This window comes from Desulfurobacterium crinifex (genome assembly GCF_054656775.1).
In genome coordinates, this window is the sequence record NZ_BAAHXO010000004.1 from 97,623 (window position 1) to 122,368 (window position 24,746).

The window sequence follows — 24,746 nt, forward strand, 5'->3', positions numbered from 1 at the left end:
TTAAAATTCGATGTCATCAATTTCTTCAATAGATTCATTCTGTTCCCTTCTGGGATCAAGTCCTACAACTCTGTCTGCTCTTACTTCTATTCTTGAACGTCTTTCTCCCTCTTCTGTTTCCCAGCTTGACTGCCTCAGTTTGCCTTCCACAAGAACTCTGGTTCCCTTATTGAATCTGCTGACAGCTCTATCGGCTGCATCTCCCCAGAGAACAACGTCGATGAAAAGAGTTTCATCCTGCCAGTTGCCGTTCCTGTCCCTGTAGGGGTTGTTAACTGCAATTCTGAATCTGGTAAAAGGTGTTCCGGAGTTCGTATGTGAGAGCTGGGGATCAGCAACGAGCCTTCCGATGAGAAACACTCTGTTAAGGTTTGCCATTACTCTTCTCCCTTAGACTCTTCAGCAGGAGCAGCTTCAGCCTTTGCTCCAAGTTTCTCCTTTAACTCCTTCACTTCAGATGGCTTCAGTCTGAATGTAAGGAATCTGATTACATCTTCGTTGATTTTGAAAAAGTTTTCCATATTCCTTACAAAATCTCTATCGTTTGTCCTTATGTACTCAAGGACGTAGTATCCTTTGTCGTAGTCGTTAATTGGGTACGCAAGCTGCCTTCTTCCCCACCTATCAATGTGGAGAACTTCACCGTTGTATCTTTCAACATAAGAGTTAACCTTTTCTATGCCTTTTTCAATCTCTTCATCAGACATTGTTGGTCTCAGTATGTAAACCATCTCGTAGTAGTATTCCCTCATTTTAACCTCCGTTAGTTGCATTTACTCATGATTTTGTTGTCAATCTCGCCCTTCTGGAGAATCTCTTTTAAGCAGTTCACTGCTTTCTCTATAGTCTCCTTCAGAGTTTCAATCTCTTCTTCTCTGAAAGGAGACAGGACGTAGTTGACAACCTCTTCCTTTCTTTCAGGTCTTCCTATTCCCACTCTAAGTCTCGGGAAGTTTCTGCTCCGTAGGTGCTGTTCAACAGAGGCTACTCCTCTGTGTCCTCCGCTGCTTCCCTTCAACCTGAGGCGGAGCTTACCTAAAGGGAGATCAAGATCATCGTAAATAACCAGAATTTCTTCAGGCTTTATCTTGTAAAACCTTGCAATCTCTCCCACACTCTCCCCGCTCAGGTTCATGTAGGTGAGTGGCTTTAAAAGGAAAATCTTTCTACCATCATCAGCTCTGAGCTCTGCGACCTTCCCTTTAAACTTTTCCTTAGAAAAATCGATACCGAGCTCCTCAGCCAGAAGGTCTAAAACCATCCAGCCTACGTTGTGCCTTGTATTCTCATATTCCCTTCCGGGATTACCAAGGCCTACAATGAGCTTTATCATTACTCCTCTGAAGCCTCTTCAGATCCTTCAGTTGTAGCTTCTTCTGGTTCGGTTACTACGACAACTGTTTCTTCTGGGTTGTCAACGATCTTGACACCTTCTGGAACAGGAAGTTCTCCTACATGGAGAGCATCTCCTGCGTGGAGGTTGGAGATGTCAACAACAATCTTTTCAGGAATTGCCCTTGGAAGAGTTTCGATTTCAATTTCCCTTTTCATGATCTCGAGAACACCACCCTCTTCGGATACACCAACAGGTGTTCCTACAAACTCAAGTTCGACTACAGTAGTGATGGTTTCACCAAACTTGACTTCCTGGAAGTCAACGTGGATAGGTACATCCCCCAACCAGTTGTACTGGATATCTTTGAGGATGCATATCCTCTCTTCCCCATCAAGGTCTAACTTGATGAGACCATGATGGTGCTTGATTCTCCTTACTTCGCTAGCAGGAATGGCTATGTGTGTCGCCTCTGGTCTTCCACCACCGTAGATAACGGCTGGCAGAAGGCCTTCCCTGCGTAGTTTTCTTGCTACCCCTTTTCCTGTCTTCTCTCTTCGGGTAGCTTTCAGGTTTACTACCTTCATACTTACCTCCTGTTTTAGTTTTGCGGGAAAGCAGGCAATATTTACATTCGAATTGAAAATTTGTCAAGGGAAAAATATTTCATCTGTAGTCAAAAAAAATCCCCTGAGGAAGGTAGAGGATGGAACGTCAACTTGAAATATATTGTAACACTTTGACTTAATCTTACTCAATCATGTAATTACAGAGATGGTAGAATTTGCCAGAAAATCTTTTAAATAACGCCTTTGATATTTAAGTTTACAGTTCTATTGGGTACGGAGTTTTATATGGTAGAGGAAAAAAAGAAGATAGCTCTCTATTCTGTCTTTCTAAATCTATTTCTATCTCTTTTAAAGATTGGTGCAGGAATAGTTTCCGGTTCTGCAGCTTTAATTGCAGATGGAATTCACTCAATAGCTGACTTTGCTGCTGCTCTATCTGTTTATGCAGGTATAGTCATAGCCAATATGAAGCTGAATAGCTTTCCCTATGGACTCTACAAGGTAGAAAACGTAATCTCATTAGTTAGTGCCTTTGCTATATTCTTCGCAGGTTATGAGATAGCCAGAGATGTTCTCTTCAGCCATAAAGAAATGATAATCGACAATCTTCCTGCAGCTGTTGTGGCTATTATCACTACAATTATCCTTACCTACCTTTTTTCAAAGTATGAGAGGAAGAAGGGTGAAGAGCTCAATTCTCCCAGCCTCATTGCAGATTCTGAACACATAAAAACCGATATGCTTTCTTCTATCATAGTTCTTACTGGTATTCTTGGAAACTACTTTGGTTACCCCATACTTGAAAAGATAGCAGTTCTTATAGTTGTTCTTTTCATCTTCCACTCAGGCTTCGAGATAATGTTAGATTCTCTAAAAGTCATTCTTGATGCTTCTATAGATAGAGAAACCCTTGATAGAATTAAGGAAATAATGCTTTCCTATCCTCTTGTCTCCAGAGTTAAGTCAATAACCGGAAGGAGTTCCGGAAGCTACAAATTCATTGAAGCAGAAGTCTGCGTCTCTACAGATAGCCTTGAAAAAGCCCACAGTCTCATCCATGAAATTGAGGAAAGGATAAAGCGAGACGTCCCCTTTATAGAAAAGATAGTTATTCATTTCGAACCAGAAGAGAGAAGCGATATTATCTATGCTATTCCCATTGAAGAAGATGAAAAAAGAGTTTGTGGGAGGTTTGGAGAATGCCCGAAAATTCTCCTGCTAAAAAAAGAGAAAAACAACTTTGAGGAATTGGCACTTCTGAAAAACCCAGCCTCCAATATGAAATTCGGCAAATGCATTGAGTTGGTAGAGTTTCTCCTTTCAAAGGGTGTTAACTGCATTGCTGTCAATTCATTACCTATTGGAAAAGGTGTAATTTTTGCCCTCTCTAACTATGGAATAGGTATGAAGCTTATACCCGAAGAAGAACTCACCCGCTTTATAGAGAAGTTAAAACAGGATCCTGTCTGTGAACCACCACTTGCTGTCTGGAATAGATTTGCCTGTGATATCTCCCAAGGAGGAGCCGGTGAAAGCACTCGAGCTTATAGAAAGGGATAGGATAGCTTCCCACCTTAGCGTTGCTGTCTTTGTTGACATGCAAAACATTTACTACGGGGCAAAAAATACACTAAAGAAAAAGGTTGATTTTCAAAGGCTGCTTGAGTTGGAGGTAAGAGGAAGAAAACTTTACAGAGCTATAGCCTATTTAGTTAATCTTGACAGGGTAAATCAGGACAGCTTTATCTACGTCTTGAAAAACTTGGGATATGAAGTTAAGCTCAAAGAACCAAAGAAATTTTACAGCTGGGACAAAATAGAATACAAAGCCGACTGGGACATGGGTATAGCCATTGATGCCATTGCAATGGCTGAAAATGGAAAGATTGATGTTGTTGTTTTGATGAGTGGTGATGGCGATTTTGTTGATCTTATAAACTTTTTAAAAGCAAAAGGAATAAAGGTAGAAGTAATCTCTTTTCGAGCTATAACTGCGAAAGAACTCATTCAGGCTGCTAACGAATATATTGACCTTGGAGAAATGGGTGATTACATCGTATTAGAGGAGAAGGAAGATGAAAACCATGGCAATTCCAGCAGGTCCATTTCTGGTTAATACGCTTCTTATCTGGGATGAAAAGACCAAAGAAGCTCTTATCATTGATCCCGGGGATAGGAGATCTCTGGAAGAGATAGAGGACAAAGTTTTCAGAGAAGAACTTCAGATTAAGTATATAATCAATACCCATGAACATCCTGATCACATAGCGGCTAACGCCTGGGCAAAGCTAAAGTTCCCAGAAGCTAAACTCATCATGCACCCGGAAGCAGCAAGAAACCTCTCCTTCTGGATTGAAAGCGAAATTGGAGAGATGGCAGGCGCGGAGTATTCACCACAACCCGATGAAACTGTAGAAGAAGGAAATGAAATAAGATTAGGGAATTGCTCCTTCAAGATTATTCATGCTCCAGGCCATTCTCCCGGTAGTATTGTTCTTTATTCGCCTGAAGTAAACGTGGCAATAGTAGGAGACCTGATATTTAAAGGAAGTATAGGCAGATACGACCTTCCGATGAGCAACTACAATGACCTTCAACGCTCAATAGTAAAAGTTCTGAACCACCTCAACCCAGATACAACTCTTGTTCCAGGACACGGTCCAAGAACTACAGTAAAAGAAGAACTAAGTACCAATCCATTTATAAGAGAGATTCTGGGATGACAGCAGGTACACACATCTTAGGTGGAATCCTTCTTGCAGCACTTTTCCATCTACCTGTAATCCCTGCTGCATTTGGAAGCGTCTTACCCGATATCGATTTAAAAAAAGGCTTACCTAAAAGACAAAATAGAACACTATTCAATTCCCATAGAGGAATAACCCACCATGTTGCTATACCTATAACTTTGGTTCTGCTTTCTCTTTATTTCAGGGATAACTATAGCTATGAACTGGGACGCTACCTGCTCTCTTTTTCTATTGGTTATGTTTCACACATTCTCCTCGATATCTTAAACCCTCTGGGAGTACCTTTTACTCTAAAATATTATCCAAGGCTTTCTTTAAAGTTTGTTCGCTCAGGGAAGTTTGGAGAGATTTTTGTTATACTTACCCTGATTACAATACTCATCTATTTCATTGATTCTGGAGAACTCAGCTATACAAGTTTTATAGATGAGGATATTTTTGAAGTTTTAAAGAAATTAATCGAGGAGGTTAGAGGATGAAGTTCTTCATAGATACTGCTGACATTAACGAAATAAAAGCAGCCATGGAAATGGGAATGGTTGACGGAGTTACCACCAATCCAACTTTGATTTCAAAGACTGGAAGGCCTTTCCTTGAAGTTGCAAAGGAAATCATTGAAACTGTTCCTGGTCCTGTAAGTCTTGAAGTTGTCAGCCTTAATACTCAAGGCATGGTAGATGAAGCAAGACAACTTGCAAAACTTGGAGACAACGTTGTTATAAAAATACCTATGACAACAGAAGGATTGAAAGCAGTCAAAATACTTTCCGAAGAAGGAATAAAAACAAACGTTACTCTTGTTTTTTCACCTCTTCAAGCACTTCTTGCAGCCAAAGCCGGAGCTACTTTCGTTTCTCCTTTTGTTGGAAGGCTTGATGATATTGGTCACGACGGAATGGAATTGATATCTCAAATTGTTCAGATCTACGATAACTACGGTTTTGACACAGAGATAATCGTTGCAAGCATCAGACATCCTCAGCACGTTCTTCAAGCAGCTATCCTTGGAGCAGATATCGCAACAATTCCGTTTAAGGTTATAAAGCAGCTTGCAAAGCATCCTTTAACAGATATTGGAATTGAAAGGTTCTTAGAGGATTGGGCAAAAGTACCTGATAAAGATGCAATCTTTAAATAGCATTCTCTATTTAACCGGGAGGGAGAGGGGAAAATAGCATCAAGAAGATAAAAAAATTGGCGATAAAACTATTAAGAATAAGACTTTCATTTTGAAGGACAAAGTTTAAAAGATTGAATAGTATGCTTTTTACAGTAACAGAAACGTTCTTATCAAATATCAGACGGAATCTATGTTGGTAAGGATAGCAAAGCTGAGGAAGTCCTCGAGAAAATGAAGAGTTTTGAGTAGCGGCAAACCGCTACTCAATTATTTCAAGAACAGCTCTTTTGCCCATTTTTGTTGCAGCAGCAGAAAGTAGAGTTCTTAATGCCTTTGCTGTTCTTCCTTGCCTTCCAATGACTTTTCCAAGATCTTTTGGATCAACTTTAAGCTCAATAACAACTGTTCTTTCTCCCTCTGTTTCTGCAACATAAACAGCGTCAGGATTGTCAACGAGCCTCTTTGCTACGCACTCTACCATCTCTTTTAGAGCAGACATCTTCTACCTCCTTACTGAACTACTCTCTTTAGGAGAGCAGCTACTCTGTCTGTAGGTTGATCTCCCTTTGCAAGCCACTCTTTTACCTTCTCAACATCGATTTGGAGCTCTTTAGACTTTGGGTTATAAGTCCCAAGAATATCCACTGCTCTTCCATCTCTCTTAGACATACTCTCAGCAACTACAATCTTGTAAATAGGAAGCTTCTTTCTTCCCATCCTTTTAAGTCTGATCTTAACCAAGGCACTCCTCCTGCATTATCAGAGTTTTGAGTGGTAATTTTATTCCAAAAGAAATTTAGTTCAAGTTTACATAAAGGGAAAGGGAAACCTTCCACCCTTCTTTGCCATTTTCTTCTGCATCTTCTTCATCTGTTTCATTGCCATCTTCGCCTGAACAAACTGTTTTATAAGCGCATCGACCTCCTTAACAGAAGTTCCACTACCTCTTGCAATTCTTCTCTTCCTGCTGGCATTTATAATTGCGTGGTTTCTTCTCTCCTCTGGAGTCATTGAGTTTATTATCGCTTCAATCCTTTTCAGTTTCTTATCATCTATCGCCTTCTCAAGCTGTTTGAGCATTTTTTGACTTGAGAGTCCAGGAATCATCCTGATTATCTGCTGGAGAGGTCCGAGCCTTTGAATCATTCTTAGCTGCTGTCTGAAGTCTTCTAAGGTAAACTCCCCTGAGAGGAGTTTTTCCTGCATAGAAAGTGCCTCTTTTTCATCTATCACTTCTTGAGCTTTCTCAACCAGAGAGACAATGTCTCCCATTCCCAGAATTCGTGATGCCACTCTGTCAGGATAAAAAGGCTCAAAATCATCAATTTTCTCACCAACACCGGCAAACTTTATGGGCTTTCCTGTAACACCCTTAACAGATAAAGCAACTCCTCCCCTCGCATCTGAATCCATCTTTGTCAGGATAATTCCATTCATTCCAACTCTTTCATCAAAAGCCTTCGCAATGTTTACTGACTCCTGACCGGTCATTGCATCAACAACAAAGAGAGTTTCATCAGGAACAACTCTTTCTTTTATTCTCCTTGCTTCTTCAAGCATCTCCTTATCTATGTGGAGTCTTCCTGCTGTGTCAACAATGAGAACGTCGTATCCTTCTTCTTTCGCTTTTCTTAGGGCATCTTCCGCAATCTTTACAGCATCTTTTTCATTCTCTTCAAGGAAAACAGGCACTCCAATCTGATCTCCAAGTTTTTTGAGCTGGAGCATTGCAGCAGGCCTGTAAACGTCTGCAGAGGTCAAAAGAACCTTTTTTCCCTGCTTTTTCAGGTAGTTTGCAAGTTTTGCTGCTGTTGTTGTCTTTCCAGAACCCTGAAGACCTATTAGAAGAATAACAGACGGTCTTCCCTTTAGGTTGAGTTTTTCAGCTTCTCCACCTAAGGTTTCAACCAGCTCATCGTGAACTATCTTCACAAGCTGCTGGGCAGGGTTTACACCTTTTATTACCTTGGCTCCAAGGGCTTTTTCTTTTATGTCCTTTATAAACTTTGAAACAACTCTGTAGTTTACGTCAGCTTCAAGAAGAGCAAGCTTTATCTCTCTAAGACCCTTTTCAAGGGTTTCTTCATCTATTCTTCCTTTCCTACCAATTTTCTCTATTGCAGATTGAACCTTTTCTGCTAAAGCATCAAACATCAACTACCTCCTATTCGAGCGGAATTTCCACACCGGTTGCTACTTCTACAAATCTATCTTTCCAGATTTCTTTGAAAAGTTCTATTCCTCTCTCTCCTGTACAGTGACATGGAGCAACAAAACGAGTAAACCTTTTAAGTTCTTCAGTCACTTCGATAATCTTCTCATCTGATGATTTATAAAGGTGAAATCCACCGACTATGAGGAACAGTTCCTCTCCACAGATTGTCACAGCTTTCTTAGCTATCTCGACTATTCCAGGATGAGAGCAGCCTGTCAACAGAAGGAACCCTTCCGCCGTACTAACTATCAATGAATGCTCATACGCGGGCTTTTCCATTCCCGTTGTCATCATTCCTGTAGAGATTGCCCTCTCCGATATGTAAGTTGGAGCTGATATTGGAACACAGACAACACTCTCCGGCAGGTTTTCTTCAAACTCCGGGCAGTCAGGCTCAGGAATGAAAAGTTCAAAATTTCCATTCTTCTCCAGAAGGTAAGGCAATCCTCCGGTATGATCCCAGTGATTGTGGGATATAAAAACAGTATCTATTTCTGAAGGGTCTAATCCAAACCTTTCCATATTCTCTGCAAGAACTTCTGGCTTTGCCCCTGTATCAAAAAGTATAGTTTCTTTGGAAAGCTCCACAAGGGCAGAAAATCCCCAGTCTGGAGCAAAGCCATTAACCGCCGTGTTATCGTAAAGAATCTTCAGATTTTCCATTTCTAACCTCATTTGTTATTTTCCCTGCAGTCAATTTATGCAATTCGTCAAAATTTGCCTATATTATAATTCTACCCTTCTTAGGGAGAAGTCCTTCCTCAATTATAAAGCCCGGGTGGCGGAATTGGCAGACGCGCAGGACTCAGGATCCTGTGGACGCAAGTCCGTGCGGGTTCAAATCCCGCCCCGGGCACCATAAAAAGTAAAAAACACTTCACAGTTACCTCGTGATGGAGAACGTAGAAAAACTTATTCAACTTTTCAAGAACTCTCAGTCCGTTGCTGTTCTCACAGGTGCTGGTGTAAGTGCCGAAAGCGGGATTCCTACCTTCAGAGGGAAAGACGGTCTCTGGAACAAATACGACCCCACAGAGCTCGCAACATTTGAAGCTTTTGAAGAAAATCCTTTAATGGTCTGGAAATGGTACCTCTGGAGAATGAGACTTATAGCAAAGGCAAAATCCAACCATGCTCATACCGCCCTTGCCGAAATGGAAAGTCTATTCCCTGATTTTCTTCTCATAACCCAGAACGTTGATGGACTCCATAGAAGAGCAGGCTCAAAAAGGCTTGTAGAGCTCCACGGAAACATCTTTGAAGGAAAATGTCGATACTGTGGCAAAAAGTACAGCGAGGAGGAGTTTTCCAGACTGTTCCCTCTTTCAGATAGAGAATTTCTGAAAAGACTCACAGATGAAGAGTTCAGAGAAAGAGTTTTAGAAGGTCTGAAGGAGGAGGATTTACCAGAGTGTCGTTGGTGTGGAAGTTTCATTGGTCCCGGAGTTGTCTGGTTTGGTGAAAGTCTCCCAGAAGATGCTCTTCAAAGAGCTTTTCAGGCAACAGAGAAAAGTGAAATCTTTTTCTCCGTTGGAACGTCAGCAGTTGTCCAGCCAGTAGCTTCTCTACCAATAGTTGCAAAGAGAAATGGGGCAGTTCTTGTTGAGATAAATCCAGAGGAAACTCCTATATCTTCCTACTGCGACTTTGTTTTCCGGGATTCAGCCTCTAAAGTCCTACCATCTATTGTTTCAATGCTAAAAGAACACAGGTAAAACTTGTGCTTACCAAGAGACAATTCTTTTAAAACATTTCCTTCAGGTTTTTCAGAAAGGAAAAGGGAGTCCTCTGGAGGCTTTGGGGAATAGGGTAACACCTTGTCTCTATACTTTTCAACGTAAAAACAGAGCTGGAGATACTTTGTCTTTGCATAGAGAGAATAGTCTTTCGTCATCTCTCCTATTTCTTTCGCAACTTCTTTGACCGGTGGATATTTGTAATCTGCTACTGATAGATAATATGAGCTGTAAAACCCTCTGAGGAGAACCATCAAAAGTGCAAAGAGGATTACAACTGGGGTAAAGTTAATTCTTGGGAGAAAGAAGAAGTAAAAGAGATAGGCAAAAATCAGAAAAACGATTGTCTGTTTGAGTATGAAGGATGGGTTGTGGGTAGCAACCACTCCAGCAACGATCCCAATTGGGACGAGGAGCTCCATTGTAAACTGAAGAATACTCTTTGCTCTCTTGTGTAAGAAAAACTTCTCCTTCAGATAGACCGCTATTAAAATTGCCAAAAGTGGAAGGATAGGCATTGTGTATCTCATCCTCGAACCAGGAAAGAGCCAGTAGATAAGAGAGTTTCCAGCAAACGTCAAGAGCAGAAAAAGGGTAAGTTTATTATTAAGTAAATCTTTATAACTCTCCCTTTCCTTATACAGGTAGAAAAGCACAATTAGTGACCACGGAAAGGTTGCGAACAAGAATCTAAATGGAAAAGAAACGTACCTTTTGATGGTTTCAAGCAAATTAAATTGAGTGGGAGCCCGAGAAGTAACCTCTGAGAAAAGGGTTTTCAAAGCTTGTTCTGTTGGAACGGCAAGTATCCAGCTAACGAAAGGAACAATCCCTAAAATAAATCCAATTAAATGATTTAAAGAAAAAAGCCCTTTTAAATCTTTCTTTAGGAAAAAGTAAACAAATACAGCTATCAGGAAAAAGTGAAATGCTGGAAAACCTTTTGTAAGGGCTGCAAGGGAGGTAAAAAAGTACCCAAGAAACCAGGCTACTTTCTCTCTTTTCTTTTCCATAAAGTAGTACCAGAAAAGAATAGAGGATGAAACAAGGAAAGTGAAGGGTGTATCCGGTTCACACTTTGTTGAATACCCAAAGAGAACCATGAAAAATGTTGGAAATACAACCGCCGAAAAGAGTGCCACTCTCCTTTCGAAAAACTTGGAGGAAAAGAAGAAGATAAGAATAGTGGTTAGAACAACAGACAGAAGAGAGGGAATCCTCAGTGAGAATTCAGACACCGAACCCGAAACTGTTGAGAAGAGCGCTAAGACCCAGTTGTGAAAAGGAGGCTTCTTAAAATATGGTTCAAGAAGAACAGTTGGCTGAAGGAAGTTGTGAAGCTTCAACATCTCAAAAGTTATTATTCCCCGTCTTGGTTCTTCATGGTGAAGAACTAATGTCCCAATATTTATCAAGAGCGAAAAAACGAGGAAAATCAGAAAAAGTCTGAAGGTTCTATTTACTATCTCCTTTTTCAACAGCTACCTCTTTGAAATGCTCGTCTGGAATATCTGGTTTTTCACCTACAGGATGAAATTCTACCTCAATAGAACCACACTCAGGACATCTGAAATAACTCATCCACATTTCTTCATCTCCAATAATGTCCCTTATATCGCCTTTTCTATTTACGTCCCTTGACCCTATGTACTCAAACTCTCCAACATTTCCACAGGTGCTGCACTTTAAAAGCTTCCTGTACATTATTACCCCTTTAAAAACATTTTCCTACGGACAATAATTTCTCTGTTATACTTCAAATTGCAACTTTAAGAGGAAGAAATGATGAAGGATAAGCGATTCTGGATCTTAGCTTTAATCTCAATCGTTCTCCTTGTTTTGCCTAACGGTCTCTATTCAGCCTTTGATAAGGATGAACCCAAGTATCTTGAAGCAGCCTGGGAAATGGTCAAAACGGGAGATTACATAACTCCCTACTACAACTATGAATACAGATTTGACAAGCCTATTCTCGTTTACTGGCTCATTGCTATAGGCTACAAGATATTTGGAGTCAACGAGTTTGGAGGCAGATTTTTCGTTTCCATCTTTGGAGTTTTGACAGTCCTTCTTCTTTACTGGTGGTTACAAAGGTGGAAAGGAAGGGATTTTGCATTCTGGAGCTCCCTTGTCCTCCTTTCACTTCTCGATTTCATCGTTATGGCATCTGTTGCAATGCCAGATATTGTCCTTACTTTCTTTATGGCTGCTTCACTTATTTTCTTTTTTGAAGGCTACCACAGAAAGAGCGAAAAGTTTTATTTATTAGCCTTTGCTTCTTCTGGATTTGCAACATTAACCAAAGGTCCTGTTGGTCTTGCCCTTCCGGGTCTCATTGCCATTATTTACCTCATCCTCAGAAGAGATCTGCTGAAAACCCTCAAGGCGATTCCCTGGCTGAAAGGCTTCGGTATTTACCTTCTCATCGTAGCTCCATGGTACGTTGCAATATTGAAAAAGCACGGCTATCAGTTCTTTAAAGACTTTATCATCTTCCACAACATTCACAGATTTACCTCAAAAGTTCCAGGTCATCCAACTGAGTGGTGGTACTACTTAGCAAACTACTTCTGGCTCTACCTTCCCTATGCTTTCTTCTTCCCGTTTGCTTTCTACAGGGTGTTTAAAGAAAAAGAATCAATTACAGACAACATTCTCAACTTCTCACTTGTCTGGTTCTTCACAATCTTTGGATTCTTTCAGATTGCCCACACTAAGCTTGCTCACTACCTTCTTCCTTCCTTTCCAGCTTTTGCCGTCATTATTACATGGTATCTATCAAAGTACAAAGACAGAATTCCTGCTTACATTACAGCTTTTGTTCTCATTGTTCTTTCTATTGCAGCAGTTATCTTCTTTAAAATCAAAGGCTGGCCAGCTACAGGACTTGTGGTCATTCTGCCTGCACTGATAGCATCTTTCATCGTATTCCTCAAAAAGGATTACCTCAAAGTTTTCACAGCTGGTTTCATAACAACCCTGCTTCTATTCAAATGGGTAACACTTCCATCCCTCGAACCCTACAGAGCCAAGCCTGCTGCTGGAAAGGAGCTCTACGAAATTGCCCAAAAGTGCAAAGAGTGTAAATTTTTCTTCCTTGACTACACGAGTCCTGAAATTGTCTATTACTTCAGGAAAGGAAAACTGGAAGACATAAATTCCGACAAAGCCCAAAAGTTACTACATTCTGAAACTCCTGTTGTTATTGTAACGAGAGAGAACAGACTGAAAAAAATTAAAGGTGAAAAGTTCCACATCTGGGATAAGAAAAAAGAGCTGATTACAAAACACAGTATTGTGATAATCTCAAACTATCCAAAGGAGAAGATAGATGGGTAGTGTAAAGAAAATCTCGATTGTTATCCCTGTTTACAACGAGGAAGAGAACGTTCCAATTCTGTACGACAAGTTAAAAGAAGTTCTTGAGAAGATACCCTACGACTACGAGATAATATTCGTTGACGATGGAAGCACTGACAGGACAAGGGAAATACTTGAAGAGATTGCTTCTAAGGATAAAAAAGTTAAAGTCATTGAGTTTGCCAGAAACTTTGGACAGACCCCCGCAATGATGGCCGGAATGGACTACGCCACAGGTGATGTAATAGTAACAATGGACGGAGATCTTCAGAACGATCCTGAGGACATTCCAAGACTCCTTGAAAAGATAGAAGAAGGTTACGATGTAGTCAGCGGCTGGAGGAAAAACAGACAGGACGCTGCAATCTCAAGGAAACTACCTTCAAAGATTGCAAACTGGCTAATAGGAAAGATGACAGGAGTAAAAATTCACGACTACGGCTGTACCTTAAAGGCTTACAGGAGCGACGTTATAAAGAAGGTAAGGCTTTATGGGGAGCTCCACAGATTTATTCCAGCTCTTGCATCAACAGTCACTTCTGTAAGCAGGATCATAGAGATACCTGTAAAACACCATCCGAGAATTTATGGAAAGTCAAAGTACGGCATCTCAAGGACTTTTAAGGTTCTTGCAGATCTTTTCTTTATCTGGTTCCTGAAAAAGTTTATGCAGAAGCCAATTCACTTTTTCGGAATACTCGGATTGGTTCTTTTCTTCGCAGGTCTAATTCCATTTCTTTATCTTGTTGGACTTAAACTGACAGGGCACTCAATCGGAGGAAGACCCCTTTTAATTATCTCTGTTCTTCTCATACTTTCCGGAATCCAGATGTTTACAACAGGGATCATCAGCGAAATCCTGATGAGAATTTATTTTGAATCTCAGGACAAGAAACCTTACGTTGTTGGGAGAGTTGTGAACCTTGAAGAAGAATAGTCTCTTCTGGCCTACGTTTATACTGATTGTTTTTGGTTACTTTCTGTATAGATTCGATGTATTCAGTAAGCTGAAAGAAATATTTGAGAATCTTGATCCAGTTTATTTGATTTTCTCTCTTTTCTTCTATCTTTTCACCTACATTTTCAGGGCTAAAAGGTTCAATATTATCTTTTCATCCATTTCCTCTACAGACCTTGCAGCTGTTATGGGAGTTCATACCTTTTTTAACAATGTTCTCCCTTTCAGGTCAGGAGAAGCCTCTTTCCCAATAATTCTTAAAAAACTCTTTGGAGTCGATGCAACAATCTCCTCTGTAGCTCTTCTCTTTGTAAGGATACTGGATCTCATTGTCCTTTCCTTATTCTTTCTCACTTCTGTTCTCTTTGTTGCTATTGGAAATAAAGAGCTTCTCTGGATTCCAATCATCACTATTTCTATAATGATTGTTTTTCTTTACTTAGGACTTAAATTACTTAAAAAGTTTCGTAACCGTTTCTTTATCATTGGAACCGTTTTCTCCTTTGTTCAGAGTTTTATTTCGTTTAAATCTGTTGGAAAAATCTTTTTCTACTCTTTTTTGACATGGCTATTCAAGTTTGTTTCCTTCTTCTTCATTCTCAAAGCAGGAAAAATAGATCTCAATTTCTTTAAAACTGTTTTTGTCTCAACCTTTGGAGAAGTAACAACAATTTTGCCAATTCATAGCTTTGGAGGATTTGGAACTTACGAAGCAGGACTTGTTGGGGGATTCTCACTAATAGGAGTTAAAGTCGATTATGCTTTAACGGTTGCTTTTTATTTCCACATTCTCCTTCTTTTAATGTCCGGTATCTTAGCACTTATTGGATGGTTCTACCTTTCAAGAAGGTTAAAGAGAACATAAATTAAAATACAGGTTAACCTTAGAGGAAAAGAGAAATGAACACTGTTAAAGACTATTTACCCCATTATACTGTCAGAGACTACTTCAAGTGGGAAGGAGACTGGGAACTTATAGAGGGTATTCCGTATGCAATGGCACCTTCTCCGTTCGGAAAGCATCAGAGAATTTCAGGACTGATTTTCAAGCAGATAGAAGAGCAAATAGAAAATTGTCCTCAAGGGTACTTCGTTTATCAGGAACTTGATTGGATAATTGATGAGGATACAGTTGTAAGACCGGATGTTCTTGTTGTGTGTAAAAGAGTTGATGAATACCTTAAGTCAACGCCGGAAGTTGTTTTTGAGATAGTGTCTAAGTCCACAGCATTTAAAGATGAAAATTTGAAGTTTGCACTTTACGAAAGGGAAAAGGTTAAATACTATGCTATTGTGTATCCAGACTTAAAAAAAATGAGAGTATTTAAACTTGAAAAAAACAAATACGAGAAAGTTTTCGACGATGAAACTGGAAGTTTTCTCTTCCAAGTAACGTGTAGTTTTTCAATAGACCTTGAGAAAATCTGGAAAAGAGTTTAGTTTCTTTAGAATTTCATCAATTGTTTCTTCTGGTGTCTGACTATCAGTCCTTACAACAATATCTGCCTTTTCGTAAAAAGGAATTCTCCTTTCAAAGAGCTCTCTTACCTTTTCTTTTCCAGCTGCCACAAGTGGTCTATTACCATCCTTAGAGATTCTTTCCCACAGCTTTTCAAAATCTGCTTTCAAGTAAATAGAGATACTATTCTTGTTTATTAGCTCCATGTTATCTTTGTAAGCAGGAGCTCCTCCTCCGGTTGATACTACCAAGCTTCCAGGCTTTAAAAGTAAACCTGTAAGAGTCTCTCTCTCTATTTCTCTGAACTTTTCCTCTCCTAAGCTTGAAAATATCTCAGGAATAGACAATCCCGTTTTTCGAATAATCTCTTCATCAAGATCAAAAAATGGAACTTCCACCCTTTCTGAAAGTAGCTTTCCTATCGTTGACTTTCCACTTCCCATAAAACCCAATAAAACTATCTTCAATCTCACCTCACAGGAACTGCAAAGATTGGCTTATAATCCTTCTCAGAAAGACTAAATAACACTATCAATATAAGAGAGAAAAGTTTCAGCCGTCTCATAGTTTTTTATTCCTTCTATCTCCCAAGTTCTGTATCCTATTACTTCCTTACCAAGTTTAAGAGCATGTCCTATTTCACTTAAAGTTCCGTAACTTCCACCAACTGCAACGATAATGTCTGAACTTGAAATCACCAGTACATTTCTCGCCTGTCCCATTCCTGTTGGTATCTTTATATCGATATATGGATTTGAAAAGGTTTCATATCCAGGGAGAATACCAACAGTTAGACCTCCTCCCTTCTTAGCACCTTTTGCTCCAGCTTCCATAACTCCAAAGAGTCCACCACAGACAAGAACATAACCTTTTTTAGCTATTAAATAGCCCACTTCTTCCGCAACTTTATAGAGCTCAGAATCCTCCTGAATCTTTCCATCTCCAATCAGGGAAATAGACCTCACTTCTACTTTCTTCCTCCTCTCAAGTATTCAACGAGAGGTTCTTTTATTTCCACAAGTCCCAGTTCTGTAATTTCCATGAGATGTAGTCTTGTATCGTGTCCACAGAGCCTGCAACCATCTATCCTGAAAAGCCTCAGTATATCTCCAAGTTCTTTTTTAAAAGCTCTTGCTCTACTTGGAGAGAGAAGAATTTCCTTTGAAAGAACCATTGTACAGTCAACAATATGTCCTACAGCATATCCACCAGCAGCTTCTGCTGAGAGTTCATCATGGCCACTTCTCTTTTGAGAAACGAAAATTGCAGTCTGGTACCACTTCTTCATAAAGTTGAAGAAAGCCCTCACGATAGAACGAGCAAGCATCTCTTTGGCTTCGTACAGACCGGTAATAGAATCTATCACCGTTCTGTGACAGTGATAGGTCCTATAGACGTAAGCAAGAGTATCAAGCATCGTCGGAATATCATCCCTTAACCTTGAGTTGCTGGCAGCATCTATGAGGATAATGTTGTCTTCAATTTCTTCAAAATCTATTCCCATTGCAGTTGCTCTCTGCTTTAAACCCGCTGCAACAAAAGCTGCAGGACTTTCAACAGTAACAAAACAAACCTTCTGTCCAAGGGAAGCCTGTTTAACTGTAAACTGTTCAGCTATCAAACTTTTACCGGTATCTGGCATTCCTGTAAGGTTTACAACTGCATACTCCGGAATTCCACCAAGAGGTTTCTTTACAGGCTTTCCATCTTCCCATTCAACTTTAAAGAAGAGTTCATCAAGCCCCTTTACTCCCGTTGAAACCCCTTTGAGTTCAGGAGCTTTTTTTATGGCTTCACCAAGAATGTAGACGTTATCTTTCATTACCTGCGGTTGTCTATCCTGAAACTGATAATCTGCCATCTCTCCCTTCCCCAAACGTTTTTTAAGCCCTTAGTAAAGAAGCTCCCCAATTTAGAAGTTCTTCTGTTCTCTTAACCTCAGAAGTCTCTGCATATACTCTGAAAACAGGTTCTGTGCCTGAAGGTCTGAATAGAAGCCAAGAGTCATCTTCAAAAATGATCTTTAGACCATCTATCGTTAAAACTTTCTGAACTTTTAGTTCTTCCCATTTTTCGGGAGGATTCTGCTTAAGCTTTTCCAAGACTTCCCTTTCCTTCTCCGTAACTGGTAGGTCTATTCTCTTGTAATAGGCAGTTCCAAACTCGTTAAAGAGATCATCGACCAGCTCAGAAACTTTTTTTCCTTCTGCTATCATTTTTTCCACAATTAAAAGTCCCATCAGAAGTCCATCTCTTTCAGGAAGGTATTCCATCAAAGCATATCCACCACTTTCTTCTCCCCCAAAGAGAACTTTCCTTTCCATTGCAACTTCGGAAATGTTTTTAAATCCCACAGGTGTTTCTATCAGCTCCAATCCCTCTTTCCTGCATATTCTATCCACCAGATAACCTGTGGAAACCGTCTTCACAACCACGCCATCTCTTTTACCTTTATTCCTAACTATGTGGAGAAGTAGAAGAGCATAAACTATCTGAGAAGTTACAAATCGTCCGTTTTCATCAACTATTCCAACTCTATCTCCATCACCATCGTTGGCTATACCAATGTCTGCCTTTACAGCTCTCACTTTCTCCATAAGACCTGTTATGTTCTTCTCAACAATCGGCTCAGGATGCTTTCCACCAAAAAGAGGATCTCTGTAAGCGTGAATCTCTGTAACATTAACCTTCGTTCCCTCAAGAGCTCTGAACATGAGTCCCTGTTGAGCTCCATACATTGGATCGTGAACAATGGTAATTTCTTTCTCTTTGAAAAGAGATAGCTCCAGCTGGTTCCTCACTCCCTCAACGTAAGGAGTGGTAATGTCTTCCTCTCTATACTCTCCTTTCGGTGCCTCCAGATTCTCTACTTCTGGTAGCTTCTCCTCAATTTTCCTCGTGAATTCCGTTCTTGCTGCACCACCAAAGGACTCTTTTACTTTGTAGCCGTTGTATTTTCCGTAGTTATGGGAAGCAGTTATTACTATTCCATTGTCAAAATTTCCATACTTTGTCATAAACGAAACAGCTGGTGTTGGAGAGAAACCTTTTGAAAGAACAACTTCAAATCCCATTCCTGCCAGAATCTCAGCAACGAACTTTCCATACTCTTCAGAGAGAAATCTCAAATCATAACCAACAACAACTTTTTTAGCTCCTTCTTCTTTCAAAACCTTTCCGTGAGCAAGAGTAACCTTCTTCAAATTGTCAAAAGTAAAATCTTTGGAAATTATGCCCCTCCACCCATCGGTTCCGAACTTAATCATCGACTCCTCCTTGGTTTTAAAATCATAGGTATCTGTTAAGAATTATACGAAACAAATACGGGAAGCGAGTTCTTAGGAGAATTTGAGAAATATCTTCAAGAAATAGGTATCCAACACTACTCGCAGAGGTGGAGAGATTCATTCAAACTACAGAGACAGAACTATGGATGATAGAAGAGACAAAGCCAACAGTAGAAGAGATAAACAGAAAGCTACTTGATTGGATTAGGGTTTACAACTTTATTGTTGAAGTTCAGACAGAAGGTGGACACCCTAAAATAACCTTTGAATACCACGAGGAGGTGTCCACCGATGAAACAATTGAAAAGATTCGAAGGAACATCCCTCCATATATCAAGCATAAATACAGCATTCAAAGAAACCCTGAAAAAAGGAAGAAGAGTAAAAAAGAAACTTAACCTAACAAAAGATCGAAACATCAAAAAAAGACTCAAATGGATCGAATACTACAAGAAAACAAATAACGTCAGAAAAACCTGTAGATACTTCAGAATAAGCCCAACAACTTTCTATAAATGGAAGAAAAGATACGAAAAATACGGCATAGAAGGACTCAAAGACAAAAGCAAAAGACCCCATAGAGTAAGACAACCCCAAATAGAACCCGAAATAGAACACCTCATCATCACAATAAGGGAGAAATATCCAACCTGGAGCAAAGAAAAGATATCAGCCTTCATGGAAAAATACCTGAATGTAAAAGTATCATCCTCCACAGTTTACAGGGTTCTCAAAAGAGAAGGACTAATAGAAAGGACTCGGAAACTGAAAAATAACTACACAAAAAAGAAACAGAAAGGAAAAAAGAACCGCACCAGAAGGGGATTAAAAGCAGACAAACCAGGGACAATCCTAATAGACGTCAAATACATCTACTGGTGCGGTAAAACCTTTTATCAGTTTACAGCAATAGACAAATTCACAAGAATAGGCTTTGCAAGGGTTTATTCTACAAAAAGTAGCATGAACGGAAAGAGGTTTTTCCAGGAAATTGAAGGATACCTTCCCTTTAAGATAGAGAGAGTGCAGACCGATAATGGAAGCGAATTTTTAGGAGAACTGGATGAATACCTTAGAAAAAGAGGGATAGAACACTACTTTAGTTATCCGAAGTCCCCGAAGACTAATGCACACGTAGAAAGGTTTATTCAGACGACAGAGAATGAACTGTGGATGATAGAAGGGACAGAGCCAACACTTGAAGAGATGAATAAGAAACTCTTTGAGTATTTAAAGGTTTACAACTTTCTAAGACCCCATCAGTCTTTGAATTATAAGACTCCTGCTGAGAAGTTTGAGGACTATATTAGAAGTCATCAAGGTGTCCACCATGTATTGAACTCGAACACATACTTGACATCCTCATAAGGATGACTATATTTCTATTGCGCAAAGCGTCCCCATCGTCTAGCCAGGCCTAGGACACCGGCCTTTCACGCCGGCGACGGGGGTTCGAATCCCCCTGGGGACGCCATTATATTTTGTTCGGACAATAGGGGAGGTTTTAGTCTTCATAATCCCCCCTTTTCCCCCTCCCTCCCCTTTATTAGGAGAAAGGTGGCGCTTCGAAGCGCCACCCTTTTTTTTATGAATCATGACTCACTCTTCCAGAGAAAATTTTTCTTAGCTCCTGATATAATTCAAAGAATCTTCTTTTAATGGTGATTCTCATGGAAAGAAAAGACTTTGGAACCGTTTCAAAACTGGGAAAAAAGACAGAGTATATTTTTGATTACTCTTCAGATGTTCTGGAGAAGTTTCCCAACAAGTTTCCCAACAGAATTTACTGGGTTTCCTTTAACTGCCCTGAATTTACCACTCTATGTCCTATCACAGGACAACCGGACTTTGCAACAATTTATATTCAGTACATTCCAGACAAATGGCTCGTTGAGAGTAAATCTTTAAAGCTTTATCTTTTCTCATTTAGAAATGCCAAAGGATTCCACGAGGACACGGTCAACACGATAGCTGACGACCTCTTTAAACTTCTCAATCCTTTCTATATAGAAGTATACGGTGAGTTTAATCCAAGAGGTGGAATCTCCATAGATCCTTACGTCCAGAGATTCCAGAAAATCGACTGGGTGATAGAACTGGCAAAGGAACGTTTTAAGCTTCACAGAATCACACCACCAGAAATAAGGAGAAACCGTGGTTAAGGTTTTGATTATTGGAGGGAGTGGTGCTTATTTCCTTGAAAAAGAATCTTTTGGAAAAATCCTTGAAAAGAAGCGTATAGATACCCCTTTTGGTCTTTCAAATCCTCTCTATAGGCTCAAACACGATAACGGCTTTGAGTTCTTCTTTTTATCAAGACACGGTGAAAAAGATTACGAGATAACTGCACCTTTTGTTAATTACAGGGCGAACATTTATGCTGCGAAACTCTCAGGGGTTGAGAGAATAGTTGCCTGGACTGGTCCCGGGTCAATGAGGGAAGAGTTCAAACCTGGAGATTACGTTATCCCAGATGACCTCATAGATTTCACAAAAGGTAGAAAGAATACTTTTTTTGAAAATGGAGGTCTTGGTTTTGTAAGACAAAACCCCGTTTTCTGCCCTGAGGTAAGAGATGTTTTGGATACAGTTTTAAACCTCTTGGGGTTTACTTACCACAACGGTGGCACTTACGTCTGCACCGAAGGGCCAAGATTAGAAACTCCGGCTGAGATAAGAATGTTCAAGCAATTGAACGGTGATCTTGTTGGCATGACTCTTGTACCTGAAGCTTTTCTGGCGAAAGAACTGGAGATGTGTTATGGAGCCCTCTGTTATGTAACAAACTACGCAGAGGGAATAAAACCTTACGAGTTCAAATCTGGAGTTCTCTTTGAAGGAATGCTGCCAGAAGAACAGAAAAAGTTAGTCGATCTTGCTGTAAGCAGATTCCCAGAAATAATGAAAAGGGTTGTGGAACTCCTTGTTCAGAAAGAAAGAAAGTGTCCCTGCAAGAGCCTAATGGAAAGATATCGGAAAAAAGGAAGAATCGGAGATAACTGGAAAGAGTGGATATTTACTCCTTGAGAAGAAACTCTGTTCTTTTAATAGATGAGTAGAGTGAAGATAGTATAAACACAAGTGCAACAGTACTGATAACTGGTTCTGGAATGTGGTGAAAGAGCTGAATTAGCATCATTATTCCCAATCCACCAATTCCCCAGTGAGCACCATGTTCAAGGTAAGGAAGCTGCTGGAGTTTACCAGATTCAACAAAGTAAATGGTTAATGACCTTAGAATAAAAGCACCAACAGAGAGACCGAGAGTGATAATTATAAGATTCTGGCTTATCGCAAAAGCTCCTACTGTTCCATCAAGAGAACATGAAGCATCCAAAAGTTCAAGGTAGATAAATCCTCCCAGTCCTCCAGCAGAAATACCATCTTTTTCGAAGTATTCCATAGATTTTTTTATGAAATGAACAAGCTCAAAGAGAAGGATTCCAAGTATCATTGCAAGTATTATTCCAGGATTTTTCTTAAGAAAACCGATAACCAGAACTATCGTCAGTGCAACTATCAGCTTTATCTCTCCCAGTTTTGCAAGCTTGGCAGCCTTTTCCTCTAAAAACCTTATCCAGTAGAGCTCTTTTCCTGCGTCAAAAAGCCAGTTTATGAAAACCATCAGCAAGAATGAACCACCAAAAGAGAGAATCAGTGGTTCTGCTACCTCGAGGTAGTGTCCATACTCTTCAGGATTTGAGAAAGCCAGCTCAATGACTTTACCTACTCCAATACCAGCAGTCAGGGCAACTATAAGAACAGGAAAAAGAAATCTCATTCCAAAAACAGCTATTACCATTCCCCAGGTAAGAAACCTTCGTCTCCAAACTTGCGACATACCGGTCAAAATGACAGCATTCATAACAGCATTATCAAAGGAAAGGGAAATCTCAAGGAGGGAAAGGGTTGTTCCTTCAAAGATACCTTTGATTCCCATGTAGAAGAACTCAATTAACCAGCTTACTATGAAGACGATTGAAAACTCAACTAATAACTTTCTAAACGTCATTTCAAGGCTTCCCTTTTTTTCGTCCCCTGAATTCTACCAGAGAGAGAAATTTTGATACCACTTCTTCCGGAGAAATTTCAAAACACTCTCTATTTTTACACTTAGTCTTCCCGTGGAGAGAACAGGGAGAACAAGGAAGATTCCTTGTAATTGCCACACCCTCATCTGGATAAGGAGCAAAGCCAAATGCTGGATGGGTCGGTCCAAAAATGGCTACAACCGGTCTTTTTACAGCCCTTGCCATGTGAACAACTGCCGAATCATTGGAAATTACACCAATCGATAGAGAGATAACCGATAGGCTTTCCCTTATTGAAAGTTTCCCACAAAGATTAACAGCTCCAGTTTCTGATGACAGTTTTTTTCCTATTTCTTCTTCTTCCTTTCCTCCAACAATAACAGATTGAATTTCAATCGATTTCAGGAGCTCTATCACATTCCTAAACTTCTCCTCAGGATACCTTTTGGTTTTCCATCTTGCACCAGGAGCTACCACTACAAACCCTTTTAAAGGTACGAACTCTTTAACCTTTTCAATCTCATAAGGAGATATATAAAGCTCCGGTCTTGGATTTTCAATTTCAATTCCAACTTTCCTGAAAACTTCCGAATACATTTCCGGAACATAGAGCCACTTCGCCCTAAAAGGTTTAAAAATAACCATTAACCGTCTCAGAAGAGATCTTTTCTTATACCTGAACACAGGGAAAGGAAGATATCTGCTAAGGAGATAGGTTTTTAAAATTCCGTGAAGATCAAATCCATAGTCATAACCTTTCAGGCTTTCTGCAAGAGACCTGATGGAAGATAGATTCCTGAAATCTTTTCTATCTACCTCAATGACTCTCCTTAATCTTTTATCTCCTTTAAAGATCTCTCCAAACGGTCTATAGGTTAGAAGATCTACCTCCACTCCTTTCTCTCTTAACGGCGAGAGAACAGAGCTTACAAGAATCACATCTCCAAGAGAGGACAACCTTACAAGGAGTATTCTCATCAGTCGTCAACAGGTTCAAACTTATCCTTTGTAGCTCCACAAATTGGACATACCCAGTCAACAGGTAGAGCTTCAAAAGGTGTTCCGGCAGGAATGTTGTTGTCAGGATCCCCCTCATCAACGTTGTAAATGTATCCGCAGACGGTACATCTCCAGAGTTTGTGCCTTACTTCCATTTCTCCTCCTCAATACTATACTCTAATTATAAACTCTTTGGAGTTATCATGAGACGAAAAATAGAAAATAAAACAGAGGTAAAAGTTCTGAAACCTCTTGCACCTATCAGAAGATTTGATGTCTTTGCTGAGTGGAACAGACTAAAAGCTATCAAAAAATATGGATTTCCAGAGAATGAAGCAAAGACATTTGGCCTTGCCGTTGCAAAGGTTGTAGCTGCCAGGAAGTTCTACGGACATCCTATAAAATACAGAGGAGCTACAAAAGCTTATCTTGAGGGAAAAACAACTGAAAAATGGTGGAAGAAGCTTGCAACACCAGAAGAATTCAATGAAAAGATCATAAAGAGAATGGGAGAGGATTTTTACTACAAGGGCTTTTCTCCTGCAATTGAAAAAGCTATGGAAGAGGGAAAAGACTACATGGATATTAGGGATACCCTACGGGAAAATTGGAATAAACTTATGGAGGTGTAGATGTCAGCTATTATAGGTTTCTTAGAAATTCATCTGAGAATTCCAGAAGCCCATTCTCTAAAGGAAAAAAGGGGAGTGGTTAAAAGAGTTGTTGAAAGATTGAAAAATAAATTTAACGTTTCTGTAAGCGAAGTTGGCGACCAGGACAAGTGGCAGAGCTCCATAATAGGTGTGGTAACAATCGGCAGCAGTAGAAAGGTGGTAGATGCCACTCTGGAAAAGGTTATCCTGTTTATTGAAGACCTCTATCCCGGAAAAGTAGTCAACTACTATAAAGAAATACTTTGAATTTCTGTT

At 39.9% G+C, this 24,746-nt stretch carries 33 protein-coding genes and 2 tRNA genes; 18 read left to right on the top strand and 17 right to left on the bottom strand.

Annotated elements, in window-relative coordinates:
- From ACYQ3A_RS02235 to ACYQ3A_RS02250, 4 genes are read right to left on the bottom strand one after another with little or no spacing between them, the layout of a single operon-like run.
- Complete coding sequence (locus ACYQ3A_RS02235) at nt 1–378, bottom strand: single-stranded DNA-binding protein (protein ID WP_459895308.1); 378 nt, start codon at nt 376–378, stop codon at nt 1–3.
- Nucleotides 378–752, bottom strand: coding sequence for a 30S ribosomal protein S6 (rpsF, locus tag ACYQ3A_RS02240; RefSeq protein WP_459895311.1), 375 nt, complete (start codon nt 750–752; stop codon nt 378–380). The genes ACYQ3A_RS02235 and rpsF overlap by 1 nt, the downstream gene beginning before the upstream one ends.
- An 11-nt stretch (nt 753–763) precedes the next feature.
- Nucleotides 764–1,333 (bottom strand): aminoacyl-tRNA hydrolase, encoded by a 570-nt coding sequence (gene pth / locus ACYQ3A_RS02245; protein WP_459895314.1) that lies wholly within the window; start codon nt 1,331–1,333, stop codon nt 764–766.
- Nucleotides 1,333–1,920 carry a 50S ribosomal protein L25 gene (locus ACYQ3A_RS02250; RefSeq protein ID WP_459895317.1) on the bottom strand — a complete coding sequence of 196 codons (588 nt, stop codon included), beginning with the start codon at nt 1,918–1,920 and terminating at the stop codon, nt 1,333–1,335. The genes pth and ACYQ3A_RS02250 overlap by 1 nt, the downstream gene beginning before the upstream one ends.
- A gap of 267 nt (nt 1,921–2,187) precedes the next feature.
- On the opposite strand from ACYQ3A_RS02250, the gene ACYQ3A_RS02255 reads away from it, so the two are divergent.
- The 5 genes from ACYQ3A_RS02255 to fsa are packed head-to-tail and all read left to right on the top strand — an operon-like array spanning nt 2,188 to nt 5,790.
- Nucleotides 2,188–3,462: a cation diffusion facilitator family transporter gene (locus tag ACYQ3A_RS02255; RefSeq protein WP_459895320.1), complete on the top strand. Its 1,275-nt coding sequence runs from the start codon at nt 2,188–2,190 to the stop codon at nt 3,460–3,462.
- A complete protein-coding gene (locus ACYQ3A_RS02260; RefSeq protein ID WP_459895323.1) occupies nt 3,431–4,018 on the top strand; it encodes a LabA-like NYN domain-containing protein in 588 nt (195 codons plus the stop codon). Before ACYQ3A_RS02255 ends, ACYQ3A_RS02260 begins: the two co-directional genes overlap by 32 nt.
- Nucleotides 3,978–4,625 (top strand): MBL fold metallo-hydrolase, encoded by a 648-nt coding sequence (locus ACYQ3A_RS02265; protein ID WP_459895325.1) that lies wholly within the window; start codon nt 3,978–3,980, stop codon nt 4,623–4,625. The genes ACYQ3A_RS02260 and ACYQ3A_RS02265 overlap by 41 nt, the downstream gene beginning before the upstream one ends.
- Entirely contained in the window at nt 4,622–5,131 is a 510-nt protein-coding gene (locus ACYQ3A_RS02270) for a metal-dependent hydrolase (RefSeq protein ID WP_459895328.1), read from the top strand. The genes ACYQ3A_RS02265 and ACYQ3A_RS02270 overlap by 4 nt, the downstream gene beginning before the upstream one ends.
- Nucleotides 5,128–5,790 (top strand): fructose-6-phosphate aldolase, encoded by a 663-nt coding sequence (fsa, locus tag ACYQ3A_RS02275; RefSeq protein ID WP_459895331.1) that lies wholly within the window; start codon nt 5,128–5,130, stop codon nt 5,788–5,790. Before ACYQ3A_RS02270 ends, fsa begins: the two co-directional genes overlap by 4 nt.
- 241 nt (nt 5,791–6,031) lie before the next feature.
- Here the strand turns inward: fsa and ACYQ3A_RS02280 are convergent, their stop codons facing one another.
- The 4 genes from ACYQ3A_RS02280 to ACYQ3A_RS02295 form a co-directional block, all read right to left on the bottom strand.
- A complete protein-coding gene (locus ACYQ3A_RS02280) occupies nt 6,032–6,271 on the bottom strand; it encodes a KH domain-containing protein (protein WP_459895334.1) in 240 nt (79 codons plus the stop codon).
- A gap of 11 nt (nt 6,272–6,282) precedes the next feature.
- Complete coding sequence (rpsP, locus tag ACYQ3A_RS02285) at nt 6,283–6,513, bottom strand: 30S ribosomal protein S16 (RefSeq protein ID WP_459895336.1); 231 nt, start codon at nt 6,511–6,513, stop codon at nt 6,283–6,285.
- Nucleotides 6,514–6,579: 66 nt separating this feature from the next.
- A complete protein-coding gene (gene ffh / locus ACYQ3A_RS02290) occupies nt 6,580–7,926 on the bottom strand; it encodes a signal recognition particle protein (protein WP_459895338.1) in 1,347 nt (448 codons plus the stop codon).
- A gap of 10 nt (nt 7,927–7,936) precedes the next feature.
- Entirely contained in the window at nt 7,937–8,650 is a 714-nt protein-coding gene (locus ACYQ3A_RS02295; protein ID WP_459895340.1) for an MBL fold metallo-hydrolase, read from the bottom strand.
- Nucleotides 8,651–8,759: 109 nt separating this feature from the next.
- On the opposite strand from ACYQ3A_RS02295, the gene ACYQ3A_RS02300 reads away from it, so the two are divergent.
- Nucleotides 8,760–8,846: transfer RNA gene (locus tag ACYQ3A_RS02300), tRNA-Leu, on the top strand.
- A gap of 34 nt (nt 8,847–8,880) precedes the next feature.
- Nucleotides 8,881–9,702, top strand: a complete 822-nt coding sequence (locus ACYQ3A_RS02305; RefSeq protein ID WP_459895342.1) for an SIR2 family NAD-dependent protein deacylase — start codon at nt 8,881–8,883, stop codon at nt 9,700–9,702.
- On the opposite strand, the gene ACYQ3A_RS02310 is transcribed toward ACYQ3A_RS02305, so the two are convergent.
- Nucleotides 9,624–11,201: an ArnT family glycosyltransferase gene (locus tag ACYQ3A_RS02310; protein WP_459895344.1), complete on the bottom strand. Its 1,578-nt coding sequence runs from the start codon at nt 11,199–11,201 to the stop codon at nt 9,624–9,626. The two genes, ACYQ3A_RS02305 and ACYQ3A_RS02310, sit on opposite strands and share 79 nt — an antisense overlap.
- Nucleotides 11,179–11,427: a hypothetical protein gene (locus tag ACYQ3A_RS02315; protein WP_459895346.1), complete on the bottom strand. Its 249-nt coding sequence runs from the start codon at nt 11,425–11,427 to the stop codon at nt 11,179–11,181. The genes ACYQ3A_RS02310 and ACYQ3A_RS02315 overlap by 23 nt, the downstream gene beginning before the upstream one ends.
- A 78-nt stretch (nt 11,428–11,505) precedes the next feature.
- On the opposite strand from ACYQ3A_RS02315, the gene ACYQ3A_RS02320 reads away from it, so the two are divergent.
- Genes ACYQ3A_RS02320 through ACYQ3A_RS02335 form a run of 4 tightly spaced genes read left to right on the top strand, consistent with a single transcriptional unit; the run spans nt 11,506 to nt 15,481 of the window.
- Nucleotides 11,506–13,062 carry an ArnT family glycosyltransferase gene (locus tag ACYQ3A_RS02320; protein ID WP_459895348.1) on the top strand — a complete coding sequence of 519 codons (1,557 nt, stop codon included), beginning with the start codon at nt 11,506–11,508 and terminating at the stop codon, nt 13,060–13,062.
- Nucleotides 13,055–14,020 carry a glycosyltransferase family 2 protein gene (locus tag ACYQ3A_RS02325; protein ID WP_459895350.1) on the top strand — a complete coding sequence of 322 codons (966 nt, stop codon included), beginning with the start codon at nt 13,055–13,057 and terminating at the stop codon, nt 14,018–14,020. The genes ACYQ3A_RS02320 and ACYQ3A_RS02325 overlap by 8 nt, the downstream gene beginning before the upstream one ends.
- Nucleotides 14,007–14,906 carry a lysylphosphatidylglycerol synthase transmembrane domain-containing protein gene (locus ACYQ3A_RS02330; RefSeq protein ID WP_459895353.1) on the top strand — a complete coding sequence of 300 codons (900 nt, stop codon included), beginning with the start codon at nt 14,007–14,009 and terminating at the stop codon, nt 14,904–14,906. The genes ACYQ3A_RS02325 and ACYQ3A_RS02330 overlap by 14 nt, the downstream gene beginning before the upstream one ends.
- A 35-nt stretch (nt 14,907–14,941) precedes the next feature.
- Nucleotides 14,942–15,481 carry a Uma2 family endonuclease gene (locus ACYQ3A_RS02335; protein ID WP_459895355.1) on the top strand — a complete coding sequence of 180 codons (540 nt, stop codon included), beginning with the start codon at nt 14,942–14,944 and terminating at the stop codon, nt 15,479–15,481.
- On the opposite strand, the gene ACYQ3A_RS02340 is transcribed toward ACYQ3A_RS02335, so the two are convergent.
- The 4 genes from ACYQ3A_RS02340 to ACYQ3A_RS02355 are packed head-to-tail and all read right to left on the bottom strand — an operon-like array spanning nt 15,446 to nt 18,766.
- Nucleotides 15,446–15,973 carry a shikimate kinase gene (locus ACYQ3A_RS02340; RefSeq protein ID WP_459895358.1) on the bottom strand — a complete coding sequence of 176 codons (528 nt, stop codon included), beginning with the start codon at nt 15,971–15,973 and terminating at the stop codon, nt 15,446–15,448. The genes ACYQ3A_RS02335 and ACYQ3A_RS02340 overlap by 36 nt on opposite strands.
- Nucleotides 15,974–16,018: 45 nt before the next feature.
- Nucleotides 16,019–16,465 (bottom strand): TIGR00725 family protein, encoded by a 447-nt coding sequence (locus ACYQ3A_RS02345; RefSeq protein ID WP_459895361.1) that lies wholly within the window; start codon nt 16,463–16,465, stop codon nt 16,019–16,021.
- Between the two features lie 2 nt (nt 16,466–16,467).
- Entirely contained in the window at nt 16,468–17,361 is an 894-nt protein-coding gene (locus tag ACYQ3A_RS02350) for a KaiC domain-containing protein (RefSeq protein ID WP_459895363.1), read from the bottom strand.
- 22 nt (nt 17,362–17,383) lie between these two features.
- A complete protein-coding gene (locus ACYQ3A_RS02355; RefSeq protein ID WP_459895364.1) occupies nt 17,384–18,766 on the bottom strand; it encodes a phosphoglucomutase/phosphomannomutase family protein in 1,383 nt (460 codons plus the stop codon).
- Between the two features lie 128 nt (nt 18,767–18,894).
- Here ACYQ3A_RS02355 and ACYQ3A_RS02360 point away from each other — a divergent pair, with 128 nt between their 5' ends.
- The 5 genes from ACYQ3A_RS02360 to ACYQ3A_RS02380 all read left to right on the top strand — a co-directional run bounded on the left by ACYQ3A_RS02360 (nt 18,895) and on the right by ACYQ3A_RS02380 (nt 21,814).
- Complete coding sequence (locus ACYQ3A_RS02360) at nt 18,895–19,185, top strand: hypothetical protein (protein WP_459895367.1); 291 nt, start codon at nt 18,895–18,897, stop codon at nt 19,183–19,185.
- On the top strand, nt 19,079–20,155 hold the full coding sequence (locus ACYQ3A_RS02365; RefSeq protein ID WP_459895369.1) for an IS481 family transposase: 1,077 nt from the start codon (nt 19,079–19,081) through the stop codon (nt 20,153–20,155). The genes ACYQ3A_RS02360 and ACYQ3A_RS02365 overlap by 107 nt, the downstream gene beginning before the upstream one ends.
- A gap of 28 nt (nt 20,156–20,183) precedes the next feature.
- Nucleotides 20,184–20,261 (top strand) — tRNA-Glu (locus ACYQ3A_RS02370).
- 196 nt (nt 20,262–20,457) lie between these two features.
- Complete coding sequence (queF, locus tag ACYQ3A_RS02375; RefSeq protein ID WP_459895371.1) at nt 20,458–20,949, top strand: preQ(1) synthase; 492 nt, start codon at nt 20,458–20,460, stop codon at nt 20,947–20,949.
- Complete coding sequence (locus ACYQ3A_RS02380; protein WP_459895374.1) at nt 20,942–21,814, top strand: MTAP family purine nucleoside phosphorylase; 873 nt, start codon at nt 20,942–20,944, stop codon at nt 21,812–21,814. The genes queF and ACYQ3A_RS02380 overlap by 8 nt, the downstream gene beginning before the upstream one ends.
- Here the strand turns inward: ACYQ3A_RS02380 and ACYQ3A_RS02385 are convergent.
- The 3 genes from ACYQ3A_RS02385 to ACYQ3A_RS02395 are packed head-to-tail and all read right to left on the bottom strand — an operon-like array spanning nt 21,804 to nt 23,972.
- Complete coding sequence (locus ACYQ3A_RS02385) at nt 21,804–22,799, bottom strand: DUF475 domain-containing protein (protein WP_459895376.1); 996 nt, start codon at nt 22,797–22,799, stop codon at nt 21,804–21,806. The two genes, ACYQ3A_RS02380 and ACYQ3A_RS02385, sit on opposite strands and share 11 nt — an antisense overlap.
- 1 nt (nt 22,800) lies before the next feature.
- Nucleotides 22,801–23,796, bottom strand: a complete 996-nt coding sequence (locus tag ACYQ3A_RS02390; RefSeq protein ID WP_459895378.1) for a glycosyltransferase family 9 protein — start codon at nt 23,794–23,796, stop codon at nt 22,801–22,803.
- Nucleotides 23,796–23,972 carry a rubredoxin gene (locus tag ACYQ3A_RS02395; protein ID WP_459895380.1) on the bottom strand — a complete coding sequence of 59 codons (177 nt, stop codon included), beginning with the start codon at nt 23,970–23,972 and terminating at the stop codon, nt 23,796–23,798. The genes ACYQ3A_RS02390 and ACYQ3A_RS02395 overlap by 1 nt, the downstream gene beginning before the upstream one ends.
- A gap of 48 nt (nt 23,973–24,020) precedes the next feature.
- On the opposite strand from ACYQ3A_RS02395, the gene ACYQ3A_RS02400 reads away from it, so the two are divergent.
- Together ACYQ3A_RS02400 and ACYQ3A_RS02405 are read left to right on the top strand one after the other, a co-directional pair.
- Nucleotides 24,021–24,449: a hypothetical protein gene (locus ACYQ3A_RS02400; protein WP_459895382.1), complete on the top strand. Its 429-nt coding sequence runs from the start codon at nt 24,021–24,023 to the stop codon at nt 24,447–24,449.
- Nucleotides 24,450–24,737 carry a DUF503 domain-containing protein gene (locus ACYQ3A_RS02405; protein ID WP_459895383.1) on the top strand — a complete coding sequence of 96 codons (288 nt, stop codon included), beginning with the start codon at nt 24,450–24,452 and terminating at the stop codon, nt 24,735–24,737. It abuts the gene before it with no gap.
- The last annotated feature ends 9 nt before the right edge of the window (nt 24,738–24,746 follow it).

What these genes read in the sequence shown, in the direction of transcription:
- ACYQ3A_RS02385 (WP_459895376.1), bottom strand. Translation starts at nt 22,799, where the DNA reads ATGACGTTTAGAAAGTTATTAGTTGAGTTTTCAATCGTCTTCATAGTA.
- ACYQ3A_RS02250 (WP_459895317.1), bottom strand. Translation starts at nt 1,920, where the DNA reads ATGAAGGTAGTAAACCTGAAAGCTACCCGAAGAGAGAAGACAGGAAAA.
- ACYQ3A_RS02405 (WP_459895383.1), top strand. Translation starts at nt 24,450, where the DNA reads ATGTCAGCTATTATAGGTTTCTTAGAAATTCATCTGAGAATTCCAGAA.
- ACYQ3A_RS02390 (WP_459895378.1), bottom strand. Translation starts at nt 23,796, where the DNA reads ATGAGAATACTCCTTGTAAGGTTGTCCTCTCTTGGAGATGTGATTCTT.
- rpsF (WP_459895311.1), bottom strand. Translation starts at nt 752, where the DNA reads ATGAGGGAATACTACTACGAGATGGTTTACATACTGAGACCAACAATG.
- ACYQ3A_RS02335 (WP_459895355.1), top strand. Translation starts at nt 14,942, where the DNA reads ATGAACACTGTTAAAGACTATTTACCCCATTATACTGTCAGAGACTAC.
- ACYQ3A_RS02350 (WP_459895363.1), bottom strand. Translation starts at nt 17,361, where the DNA reads ATGGCAGATTATCAGTTTCAGGATAGACAACCGCAGGTAATGAAAGAT.
- ACYQ3A_RS02255 (WP_459895320.1), top strand. Translation starts at nt 2,188, where the DNA reads ATGGTAGAGGAAAAAAAGAAGATAGCTCTCTATTCTGTCTTTCTAAAT.
- queF (WP_459895371.1), top strand. Translation starts at nt 20,458, where the DNA reads ATGGAAAGAAAAGACTTTGGAACCGTTTCAAAACTGGGAAAAAAGACA.
- ffh (WP_459895338.1), bottom strand. Translation starts at nt 7,926, where the DNA reads ATGTTTGATGCTTTAGCAGAAAAGGTTCAATCTGCAATAGAGAAAATT.
- ACYQ3A_RS02395 (WP_459895380.1), bottom strand. Translation starts at nt 23,972, where the DNA reads ATGGAAGTAAGGCACAAACTCTGGAGATGTACCGTCTGCGGATACATT.
- ACYQ3A_RS02265 (WP_459895325.1), top strand. Translation starts at nt 3,978, where the DNA reads ATGAAAACCATGGCAATTCCAGCAGGTCCATTTCTGGTTAATACGCTT.
- ACYQ3A_RS02355 (WP_459895364.1), bottom strand. Translation starts at nt 18,766, where the DNA reads ATGATTAAGTTCGGAACCGATGGGTGGAGGGGCATAATTTCCAAAGAT.
- ACYQ3A_RS02400 (WP_459895382.1), top strand. Translation starts at nt 24,021, where the DNA reads ATGAGACGAAAAATAGAAAATAAAACAGAGGTAAAAGTTCTGAAACCT.
- ACYQ3A_RS02280 (WP_459895334.1), bottom strand. Translation starts at nt 6,271, where the DNA reads ATGTCTGCTCTAAAAGAGATGGTAGAGTGCGTAGCAAAGAGGCTCGTT.
- ACYQ3A_RS02320 (WP_459895348.1), top strand. Translation starts at nt 11,506, where the DNA reads ATGATGAAGGATAAGCGATTCTGGATCTTAGCTTTAATCTCAATCGTT.
- ACYQ3A_RS02315 (WP_459895346.1), bottom strand. Translation starts at nt 11,427, where the DNA reads ATGTACAGGAAGCTTTTAAAGTGCAGCACCTGTGGAAATGTTGGAGAG.
- ACYQ3A_RS02305 (WP_459895342.1), top strand. Translation starts at nt 8,881, where the DNA reads ATGGAGAACGTAGAAAAACTTATTCAACTTTTCAAGAACTCTCAGTCC.
- ACYQ3A_RS02270 (WP_459895328.1), top strand. Translation starts at nt 4,622, where the DNA reads ATGACAGCAGGTACACACATCTTAGGTGGAATCCTTCTTGCAGCACTT.
- pth (WP_459895314.1), bottom strand. Translation starts at nt 1,333, where the DNA reads ATGATAAAGCTCATTGTAGGCCTTGGTAATCCCGGAAGGGAATATGAG.
- fsa (WP_459895331.1), top strand. Translation starts at nt 5,128, where the DNA reads ATGAAGTTCTTCATAGATACTGCTGACATTAACGAAATAAAAGCAGCC.
- ACYQ3A_RS02325 (WP_459895350.1), top strand. Translation starts at nt 13,055, where the DNA reads ATGGGTAGTGTAAAGAAAATCTCGATTGTTATCCCTGTTTACAACGAG.
- ACYQ3A_RS02295 (WP_459895340.1), bottom strand. Translation starts at nt 8,650, where the DNA reads ATGGAAAATCTGAAGATTCTTTACGATAACACGGCGGTTAATGGCTTT.
- ACYQ3A_RS02365 (WP_459895369.1), top strand. Translation starts at nt 19,079, where the DNA reads ATGAAACAATTGAAAAGATTCGAAGGAACATCCCTCCATATATCAAGC.
- ACYQ3A_RS02235 (WP_459895308.1), bottom strand. Translation starts at nt 378, where the DNA reads ATGGCAAACCTTAACAGAGTGTTTCTCATCGGAAGGCTCGTTGCTGAT.